General features: G+C 39.6%; 16 protein-coding genes. 9 read left to right on the top strand and 7 right to left on the bottom strand.

The window, feature by feature from the left end; translation table 11 throughout:
- Window positions 1-187: 187 nt before the first annotated feature.
- A complete protein-coding gene (locus FFU37_RS14535; protein WP_138489781.1) occupies window positions 188-865 on the bottom strand; it encodes a ComF family protein in 678 nt (225 codons plus the stop codon).
- Between the two features lie 74 nt (window positions 866-939).
- On the opposite strand from FFU37_RS14535, the gene bioH reads away from it, so the two are divergent.
- The 3 genes from bioH (at window position 940) to FFU37_RS14520 (ending at window position 2935) form a co-directional block, all read left to right on the top strand.
- On the top strand, window positions 940-1677 hold the full coding sequence (bioH, locus tag FFU37_RS14530; protein ID WP_138489780.1) for a pimeloyl-ACP methyl ester esterase BioH: 738 nt from the start codon (window positions 940-942) through the stop codon (window positions 1675-1677).
- Window positions 1678-1767: 90 nt separating this feature from the next.
- A complete protein-coding gene (locus FFU37_RS14525; protein WP_002959563.1) occupies window positions 1768-2076 on the top strand; it encodes a hypothetical protein in 309 nt (102 codons plus the stop codon).
- A 4-nt stretch (window positions 2077-2080) separates the two neighbouring features.
- Window positions 2081-2935: a putative metalloprotease CJM1_0395 family protein gene (locus FFU37_RS14520; protein WP_138489779.1), complete on the top strand. Its 855-nt coding sequence runs from the start codon at window positions 2081-2083 to the stop codon at window positions 2933-2935.
- Between the two features lie 72 nt (window positions 2936-3007).
- On the opposite strand, the gene FFU37_RS14515 is transcribed toward FFU37_RS14520, so the two are convergent.
- The 4 genes from FFU37_RS14515 to greB all read right to left on the bottom strand — a co-directional run bounded on the left by FFU37_RS14515 (window position 3008) and on the right by greB (window position 7043).
- A complete protein-coding gene (locus tag FFU37_RS14515; RefSeq protein WP_138489778.1) occupies window positions 3008-5335 on the bottom strand; it encodes a Tex family protein in 2328 nt (775 codons plus the stop codon).
- 168 nt (window positions 5336-5503) lie between these two features.
- The gene (locus tag FFU37_RS14510; RefSeq protein WP_002959556.1) at window positions 5504-6085 is read right to left on the bottom strand and encodes a CBS domain-containing protein; all 582 of its coding nucleotides are present in this window, start codon (window positions 6083-6085) and stop codon (window positions 5504-5506) included.
- Window positions 6086-6135: 50 nt separating this feature from the next.
- Window positions 6136-6447, bottom strand: coding sequence for a hypothetical protein (locus tag FFU37_RS14505; RefSeq protein WP_138489777.1), 312 nt, complete (start codon window positions 6445-6447; stop codon window positions 6136-6138).
- Between the two features lie 116 nt (window positions 6448-6563).
- Window positions 6564-7043 carry a transcription elongation factor GreB gene (gene greB, locus FFU37_RS14500; protein ID WP_002959554.1) on the bottom strand — a complete coding sequence of 160 codons (480 nt, stop codon included), beginning with the start codon at window positions 7041-7043 and terminating at the stop codon, window positions 6564-6566.
- Window positions 7044-7238: 195 nt separating this feature from the next.
- On the opposite strand from greB, the gene ompR reads away from it, so the two are divergent.
- Genes ompR through FFU37_RS14485 form a run of 3 tightly spaced genes read left to right on the top strand, consistent with a single transcriptional unit; the run spans window position 7239 to window position 10043 of the window.
- Complete coding sequence (gene ompR, locus FFU37_RS14495) at window positions 7239-7958, top strand: osmolarity response regulator transcription factor OmpR (protein ID WP_002959552.1); 720 nt, start codon at window positions 7239-7241, stop codon at window positions 7956-7958.
- 5 nt (window positions 7959-7963) lie between these two features.
- Entirely contained in the window at window positions 7964-9271 is a 1308-nt protein-coding gene (envZ, locus tag FFU37_RS14490; RefSeq protein ID WP_138489776.1) for a two-component system sensor histidine kinase EnvZ, read from the top strand.
- A gap of 58 nt (window positions 9272-9329) precedes the next feature.
- The gene (locus tag FFU37_RS14485) at window positions 9330-10043 is read left to right on the top strand and encodes an ion transporter (RefSeq protein WP_024594282.1); all 714 of its coding nucleotides are present in this window, start codon (window positions 9330-9332) and stop codon (window positions 10041-10043) included.
- A gap of 42 nt (window positions 10044-10085) precedes the next feature.
- Here the strand turns inward: FFU37_RS14485 and FFU37_RS14480 are convergent, their stop codons facing one another.
- Window positions 10086-12128: a glycoside hydrolase family 97 protein gene (locus FFU37_RS14480; RefSeq protein WP_138489775.1), complete on the bottom strand. Its 2043-nt coding sequence runs from the start codon at window positions 12126-12128 to the stop codon at window positions 10086-10088.
- Window positions 12129-12286: 158 nt separating this feature from the next.
- On the opposite strand from FFU37_RS14480, the gene FFU37_RS14475 reads away from it, so the two are divergent.
- The 3 genes from FFU37_RS14475 (at window position 12287) to FFU37_RS14465 (ending at window position 15799) form a co-directional block, all read left to right on the top strand.
- Window positions 12287-12910, top strand: a complete 624-nt coding sequence (locus tag FFU37_RS14475; protein ID WP_039490518.1) for a cupredoxin domain-containing protein — start codon at window positions 12287-12289, stop codon at window positions 12908-12910.
- Complete coding sequence (locus FFU37_RS14470) at window positions 12900-14132, top strand: hypothetical protein (protein WP_138489774.1); 1233 nt, start codon at window positions 12900-12902, stop codon at window positions 14130-14132. The genes FFU37_RS14475 and FFU37_RS14470 overlap by 11 nt, the downstream gene beginning before the upstream one ends.
- A gap of 65 nt (window positions 14133-14197) precedes the next feature.
- The gene (locus tag FFU37_RS14465; protein ID WP_138489773.1) at window positions 14198-15799 is read left to right on the top strand and encodes a methyl-accepting chemotaxis protein; all 1602 of its coding nucleotides are present in this window, start codon (window positions 14198-14200) and stop codon (window positions 15797-15799) included.
- A 180-nt stretch (window positions 15800-15979) separates the two neighbouring features.
- Here the strand turns inward: FFU37_RS14465 and speE are convergent, their stop codons facing one another.
- Window positions 15980-16843, bottom strand: a complete 864-nt coding sequence (gene speE / locus FFU37_RS14460; protein ID WP_010554937.1) for a polyamine aminopropyltransferase — start codon at window positions 16841-16843, stop codon at window positions 15980-15982.
- Window positions 16844-16885 lie beyond the last annotated feature (42 nt).

Below are 16885 nucleotides of genomic sequence, written 5' to 3'. Positions count from 1 at the left end.
ATGGAAAAACGCGTTGATAGCTAGGCAAAAAATTCGCTAATTAGTTGCTCTCGGCAATTGCTCCTGGATTGCTCTACCTTCTGCATCCATGCAGTCGTAAATGAGAATTTTTTAACACAGGTAGCGACACGTTTAGCCCCGCAAAATGATTAAGTATTATTGCGGATTGGTATATACTTTTTAATAATTAAATAGGCGTTAAGCAAGTTGTAAAAGCCCACACTTGTTTAGCGCCTGCTTGTTTTAGTGCACTAGTAGCTGCGTTTAATGTTGCCCCTGTCGTCATCACATCATCAACAATAGCGACTGTTTTACCGCCCATATCCTGTGTACAAATAAAGGCATTTTTTAAGTTTCTTATACGCTTTGCTTTGGATAGCTCCGACTGAGCTTGTGTTTTTTTATCGCGAATAAGAACATTACTTAGTGGGGCGTAATTAGCTAAACAGGGTTGCCAAACTTGGCTTACCTGATTAAACCCGCGAGTAATGAATCGGCTTTTATGAAGAGGTAAAATAATAAAGGTATCTGGCAAAGTAGGGCTTTGCTCAAAAAACTGCGTTAATTGTTTTTGTATAACTTGCTGCAATGCCTTTTTATAATGAATTTGATTATTAAATTTTAGCCTTTTAAGCCAATGTTCAAAGGGAGGTTGATAAAAAGCACAGGCAAATAATTTATCAAACTCGCAATTAGGAAACATCTCAATAATATCAGGTCGATGCAATAAGCTCGTATGCTTACTAAAGTCAAACAATGGTAAATCTTCAAGGCAATAATCACAAAGCCCTAAAGAGGTCGTAATCGAGTTTTGACACTGCACGCAATAAGAGGGAAATAACCAATTTAAAATGGCTTGTTTCACTGACTCGCTCCTTGCATTGCAATCGCCTTTTTAAACGTTATGATGAGCCTAAGTTTGGTAAAGGTTAGGCAAATATGCAAAATGAGTTAGTGTTATTACATGGTTGGGGAATGAATCAGGGCGTATGGCAGTTAGTACAGCCAGAACTTGAGTTTTTATATTCAGGAAATGTACGTAGCCTTGACTTACCTGGGTTTGGTAATAGCCATGATTGCCCAAGCCCTTATACTTTGCATGATGCAGCAGAAATTTTAAGTAAGCAATTAAAGCCAAAGAGCATTTTGATGGGGTGGTCGTTAGGTGGATTATTTGCACTTTATATTGCTAAGCATTGGCCTGAAAAAGTATCTAAAGTTATTTTAATAGCATCGACTCCTTTTTTTGCGGAGGCAGATAATTGGCCTGGAATAAAAGCGAATGTATTGGCGCAGTTTAAAGAGCAATTAGTTAATCATCGAGAAAAAACAATAGAGCGCTTTTTAGCTATTCAAGCAATGGGTAGCGAGTCGGCGCGTGATGATATAAAGCAGCTTAAACAATTGCTAAATCAGTACCGCGCACCCCAAAGCGATGCCCTGAGTGCTGGTTTAGATATTTTACAAAACGACGATTTACGTGACTTATTTACTCATTGCCCAGTCCCTATTAGAGGAGTATTTGGCCGGCTTGATGCTTTAGTACCTTATAAAGCTATTAGCAAAATGTCAGCACTAAATACTGAGTTTGAATATGAAGTACTAGATAAAGCATCTCATGCACCATTTATTTCTCATAAAAGTGAGTTTTTATCTGTCGTTAAATCAATGCTTTAAAATAGAGCTAAGAATAGCGCTGTTTAAAGCTTTATTTTGAGCAGAACCTGAGCGATAATTAAACAATGTTTATTTGGTGGAGGTTTTAATATGCCAATCGGATCAGTATTTAATAGTGGTATAGAAGGGTTTAACCGAGCTAGCCAAGGTATTGAAAAAGCCAGTGCTGAGATTAACCGTGCCAGTATAGAACAACAAGATGACGCGCAATTAGCGCAGCAACGTCAGCTTACGGCAGCACGCCCTGAAGAAGCGATTACTGCACCAGTAGCACAACCAGCTCGTGTTGATGAAGCGCTTGTTAACTTAAAAGTTGAAGAATTTAATGCCAAGGCAAACACGCAATCAATTCAAACGGCCGATGATGTACTTGGCACGTTAATCGATATTAAAGTTTAGTATTATGAATATTGTCACGCCATTTCCGTCTATCAATATAAACACCGCAAATGTTTATACGGAAACCGCACGGCGTGACAACCAACTACGCGAAGTTATTCCCGCTCCCGCATCTAGTAGCGCAAGTAATACAGAAACCAAAGCGCAAAGTGATGCTGAAAAAGCAAAGTTGCCAGGTAGTAGCGATGGTGCGACGTATAACGCAACGGGAAAAATAGCAGACGAAAAGTCAGTTCAGCAGCGCGATGGAAACTCAGAAAATCCTGAGGGCACTGAGCAAGAAAGTGAAGCAATCGAGAAAAAAGAATCTGAGCAAGAAGAGCTGCAATTAGAACAAGAACAACAACAAATTACAGAGCTAAAAGCACGAGATACTGAAGTACGAATACACGAACAAGCACACGCTTCTGTGGGCGGGCAATATGCTGGCTCGCCAAGCTATGAATATCAACGTGGCCCAGATGGTACTAACTACGCAGTTGGCGGAGAAGTACAAATAGATGTATCAGAAATTCCGGGTGACCCGCAAGCGACTATAGACAAAATGCAAACGGTACGCGCTGCCGCATTAGCGCCTGCAGAGCCTTCGGGAGCTGATCGCTCTATTGCTGCAGATGCTACGCAAAAGCTAGCAGCGGCTCAAGCTGAGCTTGCACAACCTGAAAAAGAAGACGACGAAGACGCAAAAAGTAAACTTGAAGCGTCATTCTCTAGCGATGAAAGCAGCGATACAAAAACAGCTAAAAGTGATGAGCAAACACGTGATGCCGATGTTGAGGCACGGGCGGGGCGTATTGCTAATTTTTACCAAATGGCTACATCGCCAGCGAGCCAAAGTAGTTTTTCAGCGTTAAGTTAATAATTTAGCAAAACATAACCACAAAAAAACCGCTTACGCGGTTTTTTTCGTTTTAGCTTAGCTGTACAAGTATTATTTTTTCACTTTAGCATTAGCGAACGCATCGGCAAATGCATTACCCATTAACGCATTACCGTTGTCACGTTTAGGCTTTGCAGCGCGAGGTTGCGAATTATTAGCACGTGCTTGTGGCTTTTGCGTAGCTGGAGCTGCTGACTTATTACTTGTGTCAATATCGTCATCTAAGCGCATAGTAAAGCTTATGCGTTTACGTGCAGCGTCTACTTCAACAACTTTAACCTTTACAATATCACCAGCTTTAACAACTTCACGCGGATCTGATATAAATTTATTCGTGATTGCTGAAATATGCACTAAACCATCTTGGTGAACACCTACATCAACAAACGCACCAAAATTAGCAACGTTTGAAACCACGCCTTCTAAAATCATACCTGGTTTTAGGTCACTAATTTTTTCAACACCGGCTTTAAACTCAGCTGTTTTAAATTCAGGTCGAGGATCTCGACCAGGTTTATCAAGCTCAGTAATAATGTCGGTAACGGTTGGTAAGCCAAACTTTTCGTCAGTGTAATCGTTAGCAGCAAGTTTAGTTAAAAAGTCGCTGTTACCAATTAGGTTACTGACATCTACGCTATTGCGTTCACAAATGCGTTTAACAACAGGATAAGCTTCAGGGTGAACTGATGAGTTATCTAGTGGATCGCTACCATTGTTAATACGTAAAAAACCAGCCGCTTGTTCAAATGCTTTTGGCCCTAAACGTTCAACCTTTTTAAGCTCACTACGTTTAGTAAATGTGCCGTTAGCATCGCGATAATTAACGATATTTTGCGCTAATGTTTTGTTTAAACCAGATACGCGTGTAAGTAGTGGTACCGAGGCCATGTTTAAATCTACGCCTACTGAGTTTACACAGTCTTCAACTACTGAAATAAGGCTCTGGCCTAATTGGCTTTGCGATACATCATGTTGGTATTGGCCAACACCAATTGATTTTGGCTCAATTTTAACAAGTTCAGCAAGAGGATCTTGAAGGCGGCGTGCAATAGAGACAGCCCCTCGTATAGAAACATCTAAATCTGGAAATTCGTTAGCTGCAAATTCAGAAGCTGAGTAAACAGATGCACCTGCTTCGCTAACCATAATTTTACTAAGTTTAAGTTCGCTGTTTGCTTTGATAAGCTCAGCAACCAACTTATCTGATTCGCGTGATGCAGTACCGTTACCAATCGCAATTAGCTCAACTTTATGCTGACGGCAAAGTTGCTCTAACGTACGCACTGATTTATCCCAATGATTTTGTGGTGCATGAGGGAAAATAGTTTGTGTAGCTAGTAATTTACCAGTGCTATCAACAACGGCAATCTTACAGCCAGTACGAAGGCCTGGATCAAGACCTAAAGTAGTACGAGGGCCTGCAGGTGCAGCCATTAATAAGTCTTTTAAGTTTTTAGCAAATACATCTATTGCACCGGCTTCTGCTTTTTCGCGCATTGCTGCAAAAAACTCATTCTCTAGGTGTAACCCTAGCTTAACTTTCCACGCCCATTGAACAACGTTTAATAACCAAGGACTTGCCGCTTTATATTTAATATCTAAACGGTAATGCTCTGCAATCATGTTTGCACATAATTGTGCTGAATTTTCAGCACTAGGCTCTGGGTTTATACTTAACTGAAGTACACCTTCATTTCGGGCTCTAAGCATTGCAAGCGCACGGTGAGAAGGTACTTTTTTAAGAAGTTCTTGATGCTCAAAGTAATCACGGTATTTTGCACCGGCTTGCTCTTGGCCTTTGATCACAGTACTTTCAATTGCGCCATTTTGGCTAATGTGGCTTCTAAATTTAGCAAGTAATTTTGCGTCTTCAGCAAAGCGTTCCATTAAGATGAATTTAGCGCCTTCAAGTACCGCTTTTGTATCTGCAAAACCTTTTTCAGCATTTACAAACTGCTCTGCTTGTTGCTCTGGGTCAAGGTTAGCATCTTTAAATAGTGCATCCGCAAGAGGCTCTAAACCAGCTTCAATTGCTATTTGACCTTTAGTGCGGCGCTTAGCTTTATATGGTAGGTATAAATCTTCAAGTTCTGTTTTACTTTGTGCATTAGTTATATCGGCACTTAGCTCTGGCGTTAATTTATTTTGCGATTCGATTGTCGATAAAATAAAACTACGGCGCTCTTCTAGTTCACGTAAATACGATAAACGCTGCTCTAAAAGGCGTAATTGGGTGTCGTCTAGGCCGCCTGTAACTTCTTTTCTGTAGCGGGCAATAAAAGGAACAGTTGCGCCTTCATCAAGTAACTTTGTTGCAGCAACAACCTGTTGCTGCTGTGCGTTTAACTCACCGGCTAAACGTGCAGAGATATCGCTCATGCAAAAACCTTTTTATACAATAAAATAAGACCAGAAGCGTGTTACTGGCGCTGTTAATTGCTTGAATAATATCACAGGAGGTAGTAATGAAAAGCTCTTAAAGCAAGCTATTTTACTTGCTTTAAGATGGTTGGGTCGGGAGTAAATCAATTCAACTAAAAGAGCGCCCTAGTGAGGGTGCTCAATGTTTTCTAATACTTCACTGAAAGAGTGAGCAATAGGTGAGATATGTACAGGAATATGTAATGTTTTAGCTATTTGGCGAGCTGAAATTAAACCACAAATTTCGTTACTCGCTGTTGTAACTAATAAAAACATTGTGCCCTGATGCTCCATCGTTTGCAGCGCATCACCAATGCATGCGTAGCTTAAGCTTTGCATACTTACACCTGTAAGGCGGTTAACTGGTGTCATAATGTCACGTAAGCTTACTTCGCTTCGTTGCATATTTAAGCGCTCTGCAATAATAGTAATTTTAGAGCTTTGTAAATCGGCGCTAGAAACTAGGCCAATTAATTTTTGGTGTTCATCTGTTACTAAAACAAAGTCAGATTGTTGTGCACTTACTTGTTTAAGTGCCTCTGTAATCGTTGTTCCATGCTCTGCACGAATAGGTGTTTTTTGAGTAAAGTTATTCACCATTTTTAGCGCTGGAGAAGATAAATCGATTAATGGTTGATCATCTGCAAATGTGCTAGCAATAACGCCATGAGAAATATTTTGGGTACGTAATTCTTTAAAGTTAGACATAGTAGTCACCTTAGTAGTTATAAAATTTAATTAAGTTGTAAAATAATGAATTAAATTAAATAGCTAGGTGGTCCGCGTTGGTATGCAGTGCTAAAAGGTCTGTTTAGATTAGTGCTCTTATAAAAAGAATCTACGACATTAGGAAGTGGTTGAGGCGACCTAAAGGTAATAGTGTTAACGTGAGAGTCCACGTCAAAATCGAGGTTTGCTTGGTCAGGAATATCACAAGTAATAAAGTGATTAGATAGTTTAGCGTTATCAAGGTTTACGTCAGTGTTACTGGCATGCAGCGTCAAACTTACACTCATTAAAAGTGCAAACAATACGGCATTACTAAATATGCGCTGTACCATGTTTGACATAATCACGACCTTAATTAACTGCTTTCAAATTAAACAAATCAACTTGAATAATTCAGTTATAGCTTATTGCTTTAATTTACACAATCAAAAGTTAACATGATCTGAATCAAAACTTTTTATTTCTTTTTTTGGTAATCGATACTGTTTACATACCACTGCTTTTTTCCCTGAGGAGTGGTCACTTCAAATTCGTCATCTACTTGTTTTTTAATCAACGCACGCGCCATAGGTGAGTCTATTGATATGTAATCTTTGCGGTCGTAAATTTCATCAGGACCTACAATTCTGAACTTTTTAACTTCACCTTCTTCGTTTTCAATTTCAACCCATGCACCAAAAAATACTTTTCCATCTTGCACGGGAGAGTAGTCAATAATTTTTAAATCAGGTATGCGTTTGCGTAAGTAGCGTACCCGGCGGTCAATTTGGCGCAGTAAACGCTTATTATACTGATAGTCTGCGTTCTCAGAGCGATCTCCGAGGCTGGCTGCCCAGCTAACTATTTTTGTTACTTCTGGGCGTTTTACGTTCCATAGTTGATCGTGTTCTTGTTGTAATTGCAAGTAACCTTCGCGGGTAACTAAATTTGTTTTCATGGCCAATTCTTTATTAACTCTAATGGTGTGCACGTTATTAAATTTGCCAAAACTTGTCGAGCGTAAAATGTAATAAAGTACGAGTAAGGAAGCTTTGAAATGTTCAGTAACAATCTAAGCAAGTAATTAGTTTTTGATTATTAAGTTTTTCATTTATATTAACTAGTAATTGGATATAAAAATAAGAAAGAGATTATGGGACACGAGACCACAAAAGTATTAGTTGTTGATGACGATATGCGCTTACGCAGTTTGCTTGAACGTTACTTAGTAGAGCAAGGCTTTATTGTTAGAACCGCAGGAAACTCGGAGCAAATGGATAGACTCCTAGAGCGAGAAAACTTTCACTTAATGGTTCTCGATTTAATGCTCCCAGGCGAGGATGGCTTATCTATTTGCCGCCGACTACGCCAAAAAGAAAATGAAATTCCTATTGTTATGCTTACAGCAAAGGGCGACGAAGTAGACCGTATTATTGGCCTTGAACTTGGCGCTGACGATTACATTCCAAAACCATTTAATCCACGTGAGCTACTTGCTCGTATAAAAGCAATTTTGCGCCGCCGCGCAAAAGAAGTGCCAGGTGCTCCAGCTGCTGAAGAAAACTTAATCGCTTTTGGTAAATTTACGCTTAATTTAGCAACGCGCGAAATGAGTGAAGGGGATAAAACAATATCGCTTACCAGTGGTGAGTTTGCAGTGCTTAAAGCGCTTGTTTCGCATCCGCGTGAGCCACTTAGCCGCGATAAGCTAATGAACTTGGCGCGTGGACGTGATTACAGTGCGCTTGAGCGAAGTATTGATGTGCAAGTATCGCGGCTTCGCCGCATGATTGAAGTAGATGCTGCTAATCCGCGATATATTCAAACCGTTTGGGGTTTGGGCTATGTGTTTGTTCCCGATGGTGAAAAGTAATATTTATGGGCATGTTTCCGCGCAGTGCTTTTGGGCAAACTGTTTTTTTAGTGGCGGCTTTGTTGCTAATAAATCAAATAGTGTCTTATGTTACGGTTAGTTTTTATGTTGTAAAACCAACTATTGAGCAAGTTAACTTGATGCTTGCTAAGCAAATTAAAACGGTATTTATTGACTGGGAAGATGGCGTTGAAATAAACGACGAAGTATCTGCGAAGTTTTTTGAAATTACCGGCATTGAAGTAATGACGCAGCGCGAAGCAATGCGTCAAGGACTTGGGCAAAGCCGCGAATATTCTATGCTATCGCGTAGCATGACTGAGCAACTTGGTGGTTATTCTCGTGTACGTATTAGCCAAACCGATCCATTGATTTATTGGGTTGAAGCACCGCAAGCGCCAGGTTATTGGGTAAAAGTACCGCTTAAAGGCTTTAAAGAGAATAACTTAGAGTTTTTAACTTTTTACTTATCAAGTATTGGCTTTTTAAGTGTGCTGGGTGGGTGGTTGTTTGCAAGGCACCTTAATAGGCCATTAAAAGCACTGCAACAAGCTGCAGTTAAAGTAGGTAAAGGCGATTTTTCTACCAAATTAGAAGAAGAAGGCTCAACAGAAGTAATAGAAGTAACGCGTGCGTTTAATCAAATGTCGCGCGGAATTGCCGCACTTGAAAACGACCGCCGTTTACTAATGGCTGGTGTATCGCATGATTTACGTACGCCGCTTACGCGTATCCGTTTAGCCACCGAAATGATGGTTGATGAAGATGACTATCTTCGTGAAGGTATTATTTACGATATAGAAGATATGAACGGGATTATCGATCAGTTTATTGAGTATTTACGCCACCATAAACGTGAAGAACTAAGCTGCGAAGATATAAATGCTTTAGTTGCCGAGGTTGTTAATTCTGAGCTTCAGCATCAACGTACTATTACGTTTAAAAGTAATCCAAATATAGGCAATATACCCTTAAGCTCTGTGGCTATTAAACGTGTAATTACCAACATGATTGGTAATGCGCTGCGTTATTCTGAGGGCGATATTGAAGTACTTAGTTACTTTAATTCAAACAAAAAATATGTAGTTATCGCTGTAAACGATAATGGCCCCGGCATTCCTGAAAACGAACTAGAGTCTGTGTTTGAGCCCTTTAAACAAGGCGATGCAGCTCGCGGAAGTGAAGGCAGTGGTTTAGGCCTTGCTATTATTAAACGCATTGTTGATATGCACGACGGTAAAGTAAAACTAGAAAACCGCCCAGAAGGCGGTTTAAGTGCACAAGTATATTTGCCAATAAAGGTCTTGAATTAATTTAAAAAATACCTAAAGGCGCTTTTAGACTATTGAATTTTAATATCAAGGAATAAATGTGGTTGTTAAGGAAGATGATAAAATATTTTTAGATAGACCAATATTCGTATGGGTCATTTCCGGGTTAATTTTATTTTCTGTATTGTGTTTCTCAGTTGAAACATTGCCAGACTTAAGTAGTGAAACAAAAGTATTTTTAAAGTACTCCGAACTGTTAATTGCTGTAATTTTTACTCTTGAATATTTAACAAGGGTTGCCTTATCGCAACGCAGGCTAAACTTTGTTTTTAGCTTCTATGGAGTTGTGGATCTTGTTGCTATTTTACCTTTTTATCTAGCATTTGCTGTAGATTTAAGGACATTACGCTTAATTAGGCTATTAAGATTAGTTCGAGTATTGAAGGTAGTAAGATATAACACTGCTTTACTTCGATTTGCGAGGGCTATTTACTTAGCAAAAGAAGAGTTAGTTATTTTTACAGGGATGAGTTTGGTTTTATTATATCTTTCAGCTGTAGGTATTTATCATTTTGAGCACACTGCGCAGCCAGAGGTTTTTAAATCAATTTTTGATAGCCTTTGGTGGTCAGTTGCCACATTAACTACAGTTGGATATGGCGATATCTACCCTATAACTATTGGGGGACGTTTTTTTACTTTTTTCATCTTAATGATTGGGCTTGGACTCGTAGCTGTCCCCACTGGTATTGTAGCTTCAGCCTTGTCTGCTGTCAGACGCGAAGATGAAGTTAGTTGCAATTTAGAGAACTAAATTAAAGGCCGCTATATTTTACTGCGGCCTTTAATTTCTATTTTAAAGTGCTTTAAAACGAATAGCTGTACCGCCACTAGTGGCTAATTTAAGCGTTAGTTTATCGCTTGCAGTTACAACACGTTTTTCGATAGCTAGATCGTACGGATTGTTTTTCCACTCTGCGTTTTTACCATCTTTATAAATTTGTGCTTCAAACTTTTTGCCTTGCTCTAAAAAGTCGAGTTTCACTTCAATTGTTCTGGCTTTCTCGTCAGTAACAGCACCTAGGTACCAATCGTTTCCTGAGTATTTAGTGCTTTTACGTTCTTTACGAGCGAATACAATAAAGTCGCCTACTTCACCATCAATAGCAATACTTTGCTGCCAATCTGTTGGTACGTCTTGAATGAATTGAAACGCATCGGGCTTAGCCAAATAGTTTTTAGGTAAGTCGGCAGCCATTTGAATTGGGCTATACAAAACAACATAAAGTGCAAGTTGTTTGGCAAGTGTAGTTTGTGGGCGGTTTGTATCGCCTCCTAAACCATTAAAGCTCATATCAAAAATACCTGGCGTAAAGTCCATTGGTCCTGCAAGCATGCGGGTAAAAGCAAGCATTGGTAAATGCTCTGGTGGATTAGGTGGTGAACCCCATGCATTATATTCTTGTCCGCGTGCACCTTCGCGCGCAATCCAGTTTGGATAAGTACGGCGCAGGCCTGTATCTTTAATTGGCTCGTGAGTATTAATGCTAATTTTATGCTTAGCCGCAAGTTTTACGTTATAAAGGTATTCGTTAACCATAAACTGGCCGTCATGCCATTCGTGGCGAGCAATACCGTTTTTGTCTATACGTTTTATATTTCCGCCATCGGCTACATAACCTGTTTTTACTTGGCTTACGTTTGATTTTTCGTAAAGGGCAAAAGCATCTTCCATTTGGTCACGGTAGTTGCTTACATTGCCTGATGTTTCATGGTGGCCAATGAGCTGTACGCCTTTTTCTTTGCCGTATTGAGCAAGCGCTGCTATATCAAAGTCGTCGTACGGTTTGGTAAAGTTAAATACATCGCCATTAAAATACCAATCGCCATCCCAACCAATATTCCAGCCTTCAACGAGTACGCCATCAAAACCATACTGCGCTGCAAAATCCATATAGTATTTTGTGGTTTGCGTAGTGGCGCCGTGTTTTTTACCGCTACCCCAAGTTTGCGTGTTTATATGCATACCCCACCAAATACCGACGTATTTGCCAGGTTTAACCCACGACACGTCACCGAGTTTATTAGGCTCGTTTAGGTTTAGTATTATATCTGAATTAACTAAGCCAACAGCGCTGTCGGCTATTTGAATGGTGCGCCATGGTGTTTTAAAAGCGCCTTGCTTTTTAACGGCAATACCATCTGACCAAGGGGTTAAGTCGGCTGTAAATGTGCCTGGACGGCGCTGATTAAGCACCATACCCGCGTAATCAACAAGAGCGGCTTCATGAATACTAATATGAGTACCGTCACTTGTTTTAAACGTAAATGGTGTGTGAGCTAGTGGAGCTTCGTTAAGCGCGGTGGTGTTATAAACATATTCGTAGCGGTTCCAGCCACGAGCAGGTATCCACCATGCTGTTGCATCATGGCTATTGTTTATTGCAAATTCAGTCAGCTCTTTGGTTATTTCTGTATGTTCGAACCCGGCTTGTTGTGGTACTTCGTATCGAAAACCTACACCACTATCAAATGCTTTAAATCGAATAGTGTAGGCGCCTTTATTTGGCTCGTTTTTTGTAAAGGTAACGGCTACTTCGTTATATTCGTCAACAACGTTTTGGCGTTCGCCCCAAGGTTGTTGCCACTGAGAGTTAACGCTTTGTTGTTCAATGTTTTTAATTTTAAAACCGTCGCTAAAGGCCGCTTGTGTTTTAAATTCAAACCCCAGTAAAGACTTGTTTATAACCGCTTTGTTTTTAAATTTTATTGCGTAGCTTGGCGTGTTGTTTTCGTCAGAGATGCTTACTGTTATTTGTGTGTCTGGCGATTTTAGCTCTACGGTTTGTCCGTAGCTATTACTAGCAAAGGCTAAAAGCACAAGTGCAGGGATTCTCATGGTGTGTCCTTAGATGAGTCGGTGGTGACATTTAAGGATAATGACTGTTGATGATTAATACGACTGCCTACATACGTATTCAATGTTTTAAAAAATAGAAAGAATTTGGTGGCTTAATCGGTCTATAATGTAAACAAATTGATAATAGCGACAAGAAAATGATAAAAAGCTTACTTTGTGTATTTTTACTAAGTGTTAGTACTGGAGTTTTTGCAGCAAATATTACAATTAAAAATGCTAATAATGACCCATTACCTAATGCTGTTGTGTGGTTAACTGCAGGTGATTCCTCTAGCGTTATTCCTCCAGAAGCACCTTATGCGATGACCCAGCAAAATCGAGAATTTAAGCCGCGTATTTTAGTTGTCCCACAAAATGCAAAGGTAGAGTTTCCGAATGCGGACTCAATCATGCATCATGTTTATTCATTTTCTAAAGCTAAAACATTTGAATTAAAGCTATATAAGGAGCATCCAAAAGCGCCCATTACTTTTGATCAAACAGGTGTTGTTGAGCTTGGCTGTAATATTCATGATTGGATGTTAGGTTATATTGTGGTGGTCGATAGTACTATTTTTGCAATCACTGATGAAAATGGTCATGTTGATTTAAATGCTAATGTAGGCGAATACACGTTAAGTGTTTGGCATTCTGGGTTTAGTGATATTAGTAAGGTTGAATCTCAAACTATTACTGTGGCTACTAACCCGATCACTTATAAAGTAAAGCAGGAAATTGCGGAGCAAATTGACTTTGCTACGGATGAATTTGATGACTATTAATCGCTTAATGAGGCTGGCATTTTTAGCCGGTGCTTTATGTTTTAGTAATGCATTGTATGCACAAGTAAAAGGCTTGATACAAATTAGAGCCGTGCAGGGGGACGATATACGTAGCTTCCAAGAGGGCGGCCTTGGGCTATATCGGCACGATACTAAAAGCGACGAACTTATTTTATCCCAAGGTATTTTAGATTTTAATGTTGATTTAGCATCTAGTTGGTCGGCTCATGGGGTGTTAAATGCGAATCAAGATCCTGATGTTGGCCTTGGTTTTACGCAGGCTTATATAAAGTATCAGCCGCTATCTAACAGCAACTATAAATGGCACATGCGCGTGGGGGGCTTTTACCCACTTATGTCGCTTGAAAACCCTGATATAGGGTGGACATCTCCTTATAACTATACAAACTCAGCTATTAATAGCTGGATAGGCGAGGAAGTACGCACTGTTGGCGCAGAGGTAACTATTAAGCGCCCAGCAAAACGTTTCAACAGCGCTCATAGCTTTAGTTTTGTAGGTGCTACATTTAAAGGCAATGATCCTGCAGGTACTTTGCTTGCGTGGCGTGGTTTTGCATTACACGATAGGCAAACTACATTTAACGAAAGTGTTAAATTTGCGCCTGTAGCGGCATTAAATGCGTATGAATTACGCTGGCAAGCTAATCAGGTTTTACCGTTTGAAGAAGTAGACGGGCGTTTTGGCTATTACGCTGGCGTACATTGGGATTACTTAAAAAAATCACAATTTCGAATTTATTATTACAACAATAACGGTGACCCAACCACGCTTAATATTAGTACAGGGCAATATGCTTGGGATACTCGCTTTACTAGCGCCGCTTGGCTTTATAAGTTTAATAATAAAACACGTTTAATAGCACAGGTGCTCAATGGTAAAACCGAAATGGGCGCTAATGCTTTAATAGATAATGCCTTTTACAGTCATTATTTAATGTTAAGCCATAAAGAAGGCAAGCATCGAGTTTCAGTACGCTACGATTACTTTAAAGTGACAGATAACGACACAACCGCGTTTGACCCTAATGCAAGTAATGGGGAAGGCTTAACCGCAACATGGCGCTACCAGCTCACTAATAAACTACAAATAGGGGTTGAAGGTTCTGCACTTAAAAGTGTTGCAAAAAATAGAGAGCCAATTGGATTTAATGAACGAATCTCGCAGCAGCAAATAATGCTAAACGCTCAATGGCGATTTTAGGTTTTATAAACTAGATTTATTATCAAAAAGGTAGGTATTAAATGTGATTTTTTTTGGAGTAAGTAATGAATTTGAATAGTATCCGCGTCAAAGTCTCTTTTCCTATTGTTATTTTAGGTATTGCTATCTTGTCGTTAATTATTGGGTATTCATACTTAATTAACTTACAAAAAAATGCATTAGATGTGCAATCCGATAAATTTATTAAGGCTGTGTCTCTTGCTTTGAGTGCCGACAGGGATTTGTATCAAGCAAAGGTTGCTGAGTTAAATTTAGTCGCACATAACGACAATAAAGAAGCTTATTTGCAAGAGCATAAAGAAAATGCTGAGCAAGTAACGCAAAGGTTAGAGCAGTACTTAGCTTTGTTATCGGATTATCCAAAAGCTATAAATGGGCTTCGCGGTTTTGATGGTGCTTATAATACTTGGTTAAACGCTTCACTGGCCTATATGAATGATAAAACAAATCTAAAAAAACAGTCTCAATCAGAAAAAGCATTTGACGAATTAAGATCTACGCTTGATCAAGCTGGTGAATTAGCAGAGCAAACATCGGTCGAAGAAGTTCAAAAACTATCAGACACAATTGCTTCAACTAAGTTAACTATGCTTATTTTTGTCATATTAATTTTATTAGTGGCGTGTTGGTTTAGTTACCTTATTCCTAAGCAATTAACAGAGCAAATTAACTATGTAACTTCTCGTATTAACGATATAGCCTCTGGTGATGGCGATTTAACTGGCAGGATCGCTATAACGTCTAAAGATGAGTTTTCTGAACTTGCAACGCAGTTCAATCGTTTTCTCGACAACTTACAGCAATTAATTCGCGATATTTTAGAGCAATCAAAAGAGCTAAGTGAATTAGGAGGTGAGTTAAGTCAGGTTGCAAATAAAAACAATGCTGTAAATCAAACGCTCAGCCAAGCCTCTGAGTCAATAGTAAGTGCAGTGCATGAGATGAGTGTAGCAAGTAGAGAAGTTGCAGGTGTTGCTCAGCAATCATCAACAGAAGCTGATAAATCGTTAAATTTTGCTCAGCAAGGACTAACAGCGGTTGCGCACTCTAGTTCTCGTATTATTTCTTTGTCGCAAAATATGGAGCAAGCTATGGCGCGCTCTACAGAACTACAACAAAGTTCTGATAACATTGCCAAAGTACTTGAGGTTATTCGTGCAATTGCAGAGCAAACAAATCTGCTGGCGCTTAATGCTGCTATTGAAGCCGCGCGAGCTGGTGAATATGGCAGAGGTTTTGCTGTGGTAGCAGATGAAGTAAGAACATTGGCTACACGCACGCAAGTAAGCACAAACGATATTCAAAAAATGATAGAGCAATTTGCAACGAGCGTAGAACAATCAATTAAAGCGATAGATGAAGGTAAGCAATTTGCAGATGATGCGGTTGGCTCGTTTAGTCAAACTAATGATGTGCTTAATGCAATGCAAAGCTCGTCTACTAAAGTAAATGATATGGCGATGCAAACAGCGCAAGCGACTGAAGAGCAGACAACGGTTGCAGATGAAATAAGTCAAAACCTATCATCATTAAACGATCAAACTTTAGAAGGGGGGGCGCTTGCTCGAACTACTGAGGATGTATCTAAAAAAATGGAACAATTGACTGATGAGCTAAATCACTTAGTGCATCGATTTAAAGTTTAAATAAACTGATTATTTGGTTAGATAGCTCTTTAAGGTTTTGAAATATGACTGTACTTATGTTGTTTGCTAGCTCGAGTTCAGTTTGAATAGTCATTATAAAAATAAAAAGGGACTTTAAAAGTCCCTTTTTTAATGCAATTTTAACCTTGAGAAGTCAACAAAGCCTAAAGTGAATTAGTATTATTTTTTATCAAAAGCGCGTTTCATGTAGTTAGGTGTAGCGAGTGCACCATGATGAATACCGCTGTTGTAGTATTCGCTATGCTCAGCTATTTGTGCTGCGCCGTCTTCTCTAAAACCGTCAAATGCTTGTGATTTACGGGCAAGTGTTACCGACCATAAACCGCTTGGGTAAATTGGTTGCGGGAATGGCAGTGTTTGTAAATCGTTAAAGCCTACGCTTAGCATTGCTTCGCGCATTTCAACTAATAATGGCATGTGCATAAGTGGCGATTCACTTTGTTGTACTAAAATACCACCTGGGCGCAGTGCATCTAAACAGCTTGTGTAAAACGCATGGTTAAATAAACCCTCACCTGGACCTACCGGATCTGTGCCATCAACAATCACTACGTCGATAGATTCGCCAGCGGCTTCGCGCATGTATTTAATACCGTCGTCAAACATAACCGTTGCACGGGCGTCGTTGTTAGATTCACAAAGCTCTGGGAAGTATTTTAACGACATCTGCGTTACTACTTCGTCTATATCTATTTGCGTTACAGTTTCTACGCCTGGGTGTTTTAATACTTCGCGTAAAGTACCGCAGTCGCCGCCGCCAATAATAACGACGTTTTTAGGGTTTGGGTGCGCTAAAAGTGCAGGGTGGCTGATCATCTCATGATAAAAGAAGTTTTCGCGGGTTGTTACCATAGTACACCCGTCGATGATCATTAAATTACCAAAGTCTGTGGTTTCAAACATTTCTACCTTTTGAAAAGGAGACTGTTTTTCATCTAACTTTTTATTAATACGTAATGAAAATGCGCTGCCATCGCGGTCGCTAATTTCAGTAAACCACTTACTTTGATCTAAATTTGCCATAGTTACTATTACACTTTTTAGGTTGAGTATGAAAAAGGGGCA

Source organism: Pseudoalteromonas distincta, from assembly GCF_005877035.1.
Classification (GTDB): domain Bacteria; phylum Pseudomonadota; class Gammaproteobacteria; order Enterobacterales; family Alteromonadaceae; genus Pseudoalteromonas; species Pseudoalteromonas distincta.
Note: the sequence above shows the minus strand (reverse complement) of the source record. Positions and strands in the feature narration are given on the sequence as shown.